The organism is Allobosea sp. P4_C6, from assembly GCF_056402015.1.
This window is the reverse complement of record NZ_JBFUIF010000131.1, coordinates 1-3922: the sequence shown is the minus strand read 5'-3', so window position 1 is coordinate 3922 and position 3922 is coordinate 1. Positions and strand designations below refer to the sequence as shown.

Sequence of the window (3922 nt, the reverse complement as noted above, 5' to 3'; positions counted from 1 at the left end):
CGGCTCCGGCGCAAAATCCGTAAGGACGACCTCCAGTCGGCCAGACCTTAATTCTTCCTCTACCTGATAGGATAACACGCGGATAATCCCGAGATCGGCGCCCGTCCCGGCTCATCAGGGAGAAGTCGGCGAGACGCGTCGGATCGAGCCGTTCGGCGCCTGCGCTGCGGGCGATGACCGGCACGTTGCGGATGTCTTCCCGGACCTGCGTCACAGGAACGCCGCTCAGCAGGAACTGGAGCTGCTGGCCGACCTGCGCCGACGACAGCCCAATCAAATTGAGGCGGTCCTGGTCCGGCACGAAGCGAGGGACCGGTGTGCGGTTGCCCCAATCGCTTGCCTGACATCGAGGATGCCGCGCATGACCTGCATGGCATGTCCGGAGATTTTGTAGAGCTCAGCCGGGTCGGGACCGACGATGCGGAACTCGACCGGGAACACCGAGGGAGGCCCGAAGACAAATTGTGTGGCGCGTACATAGGCCTCGGGCGCGAACCCGTTCGCAATCTCCTCTCGCTGCCGAAGCTTGGGCTCTTCACGCGCATGAGCATCCGGCGTCAGCACGACGATCTTGGCGAAGGCCGGATCGGGGAGTTCCAGCGACAGCGCGAGGAAGAAGCGCTGCGCGCCCTGGCCGACATAGCTGGTGAGGATCTTGGCTTCCGGCTGCCGTTCGAGCCAGCGCTCGACCTTTTGGACCGCAGCGGCGGTGGTCTCGATGCTGCTGCCTTCCGGCAGGCGGATTTCGACGAGTACCTCGGGCCGGTCGGAGGTGGGAAAGAACTGCTGCTTCAGCCCGCCCATGCCGACGCCAACGCGCCGAAGGATGCCCGTTCGTCGCGCTTGCGTCCGACGCGGCCCGGCAGGGCCCGGAGGTGAAGGCCGAGTTCGAAGCCGGCATCCGCGCGAAACTCCACATAATCGCAAGCCTGTCCGCGGAAGAAGGTCGCGACACTCTTCTGGCGAAGGTGTCGATGATGGTCGGAGCCGTCCTGCTGTCGCGAACGGTCAATGACGAGACGCTGGCGCGCCAGATCCTGAACGCAGCCGGCTCCCAGATCGCCGGCGGTGCGAGCACAACCAACGGCGAGCTGGAGCGCGTGCAGTGAGTGCTGCGGAAACTGCCCTAGACGGACCGCCGCAGGCTTCCCAAGCTGGCCTCGATCCACTTCGATCCGACCTCCACGAAGTGAGGAGCCCGATCGTCCTGATTCTCGCGGGTCTCGTTGCCCTCGGCACGCTGGCGACCAACATTATTCTCCCGGCTTTTCCCCGCATGGCTGCTGAAATGAGCCTGACGAGCACCCAGCTCGGAATCCTCCTCAGCAAACGCACCCCGTCGAAGCAAGGAGCACGCTCGCGCTCGGCAGCGTGTCTGCAACCTATCGATCCCTCTTGGGCGACGGTCGCTTCCTGCTGCCGGCGATCTCGGTCAGCATGGTCCTCGGCGGGTTGTTCAGCTTCTTTGCCGCGGCGCCCGGTGTCCTGATGGGCCAGTTTGGGCTCACCGCGTTTCAAATGGGTCAGTCCTTCGCTGCGACTGTACTGAGGCTCATGGCGCCTCGACCGGCACGGCGCCATGGCGACAGAACCGGCGGCTTCGCGGAGCTGATCATCTTCGCCACGGGCTCGCTGGCGATGGTCGCGGTGGCGTCTCAGCCGACCTATGCGACATTCACCGCGGCACTTTCGATCGTCCTCTTCGGCATGGGGCTCATCAGTCCGCTTGGCACGGCGATCGCGCTGCAGCCGTTTGGTCGTCAGGCCRGATCGGCCTCTGCCCTGCTCGGCTTCCTACAGATGGGCAGCGCCGCCATCGGATCGACGCTGGCGAGCGCGATGCCGTTCTCGCCATCGGCCTCGCTTGCAATCGTGATGACGGCGGCCTCGGTCGTCGCGCTCGCTGCCTTCCCTTCCATCGCGACCGTCCGCGACGCGAAAAGCAGCCTTCCGCCATCATCGAAGCGCAGGTCTTGAACGATGCGTAGGATAGTTGTCACGGGAATGGGAGCCGTCACGCCGCTCGGCTCCGGCGTCGGCCGCTCCTGGGAGCGCTTGCTCGCCGGCCACTCTGGCTTGCGCCGGCTCTCGGACGAGGTCGTTCGCGATTTGCCGGCGAAGGTTGGAGGGGTCGTTCCCTCGATCGAAGAAGATCCCGAGGGCGGTTTCGAGCCGGCTCGCGTCCTCGCGCCGAAGGACCAGCGCAAGGTCGACCGCTTTATCTTGCTCGCCATGGCAGCCGCCGACGAGGCGATCGCTCAGGCCGGCTGGAATCCGGAGGATGAGCGGCAGCGGTGCCGCACGGCCACCATAATCGCCTCCGGCATCGGCGGGTTTCCTGCGATCACCGAGGCGGTTCGCACCGTCGATACGCGTGGGGTGCGTCGTCTTTCGCGATTCACGGTGCCGTCCTTCCTCGTCAATCTCGCCGCCGGCCAGGTCTCGATCCGCCATGGCTTCAAGGGCCCGTTGGGCGCGCCGGTGACGGCCTGCGCGGCTGGTATCCAGGCGATCGGCGACGCGGGCCGCCTGATCCGTGCCGGCGAGGCCGACATTGCGGTCTGCGGGGGAACTGAGGCTTGCATCAATATCGTCAGCCTCGGCGGCTTCGTCGCAGCCCGCTCCCTCTCGACCGGCTTCAACGACCGGCTGGGTGAGGCCTCCCGGCCGTTCGATTCGAGACGCGACGGGTTCGTCATGGGCGAAGGCGCGGGAATGCTCGTCGTCGAAGCACTCGATCACGCGCTGGACGGTGGAGCGACGCCCATTGCTGAACTCGTCGGCTACGGCACGACGGCCGACGCCCATCATATCACCTCCGGCCCCGAGGATGGCAGTGGAGCACGCCGCGCGATGGAGATTGCGATCGCGCAGGCTGGGATCGTGCCGGCGGACATCCGACATCTCAACGCCCATGCGACATCGACGCCGGTAGGCGATCTCGGCGAGATCGCTGCGATCAAGACATTGTTCGGCGAGTATCCCGAGCTTTGTGTGAGCGCGACCAAATCCGCGACTGGCCACCTGCTCGGCGCCGCCGGCGGATTGGGCGCGATCTTGCTATCCTGTCGCTCCGCGATCAGATCGCGCCACCTACGCTCAATCTCGAAGACCCGGATCCGAAGAGTGCGGGGATCGACCTGGTGGCCCAACATGCGCGTCCCGCCGCCATGGAATTCGCGATGGCGAACGGTTTTGGCTTCGGCGGAGTCAACGGCAGCCTGCTGTTACGGCGATGGAACGGCGACGGTTGAAGGTCGCATGATCGCGGCTTCGCCAGCAAGACGAGACCCACGCGGCAGCGCTCCAATGTTGCCGCGCGAAGCGCGTCGAACGGACGTTCCGATAGTGCCGGAATAACGGTCTGAGAGCTCCTGTCGATGAGGTCGCACGCGGACATTCGAGCACGCCGCTCAGCGGTGTCGACTTGGTAGCGATTTCACTCCCGGTGCCTCAGCGCCTCGACGACCACCTTGAAGGCCGGGAGGTTCTGCCGGCGGCTCGGGTAATAGAGGAAGTAGCCGTCGAAGTGGGGCGACCAGTCGTCGAGCACCTGTACCAGAGCACCGGATGCCATCTCTCGCTCGACGATGTCGTTTGGGACGTAGGCGATGCCGAAGCCGCTCACGGCCGCATCGATCATCGCGTAGGAGTTATTGAAGGTGAGCTGACCACCCACCCGCACTCGCAGTTCCTGCCCGTCCTTCTCGAACTCCCAGGCATATAGTCCGCCCGCGCTCTCGTGGCGCATGTTGATGCAGGCGTGCCCGACGAGATCCTTCGGATGGCGCGGCGTGCCGCGGGCGGCGAGATAGGCCGGCGAGGCGACCGCGACGAGGCGCCAGTCAGGCCCGATCCGGACCGCGATCATATCCTTCTCGACGCTCTCGCCCAAACGAACGCCGGCGTCGAAGCCTTCCTC

Annotated in this window: 2 protein-coding genes and 4 pseudogenes; 3 read left to right on the top strand and 3 right to left on the bottom strand. The window is 65.5% G+C overall.

Annotated features, from left to right (window positions below):
- Together AC1DVA_RS26770 and AC1DVA_RS26765 are read right to left on the bottom strand one after the other, a co-directional pair.
- Window positions 1–99 (bottom strand): annotated as a pseudogene (locus AC1DVA_RS26770) (LysR family transcriptional regulator); the annotation flags it as partial.
- Window positions 95–810 (bottom strand): annotated as a pseudogene (locus AC1DVA_RS26765) (efflux RND transporter permease subunit); the annotation flags it as partial. The pseudogenes AC1DVA_RS26765 and AC1DVA_RS26770, both read right to left, overlap by 5 nt.
- 65 nt (window positions 811–875) lie before the next feature.
- Here AC1DVA_RS26765 and AC1DVA_RS26760 point away from each other — a divergent pair.
- The 3 genes and pseudogenes from AC1DVA_RS26760 (at window position 876) to fabF (ending at window position 3254) form a co-directional block, all read left to right on the top strand.
- Window positions 876–1109: a hypothetical protein gene (locus AC1DVA_RS26760; RefSeq protein ID WP_265055573.1), complete on the top strand. Its 234-nt coding sequence runs from the start codon at window positions 876–878 to the stop codon at window positions 1107–1109.
- Window positions 1110–1341: 232 nt separating this feature from the next.
- Window positions 1342–1977 (top strand): annotated as a pseudogene (locus tag AC1DVA_RS26755) (MFS transporter); the annotation flags it as partial.
- Window positions 1978–1980: 3 nt separating this feature from the next.
- Window positions 1981–3254, top strand: a pseudogene (fabF, locus tag AC1DVA_RS26750) (beta-ketoacyl-ACP synthase II).
- A gap of 185 nt (window positions 3255–3439) precedes the next feature.
- Here the strand turns inward: fabF and AC1DVA_RS26745 are convergent.
- On the bottom strand, window positions 3440–3922 hold a 483-nt coding region (locus AC1DVA_RS26745; RefSeq protein WP_476807904.1), incomplete at its 5' end, for a LysR substrate-binding domain-containing protein.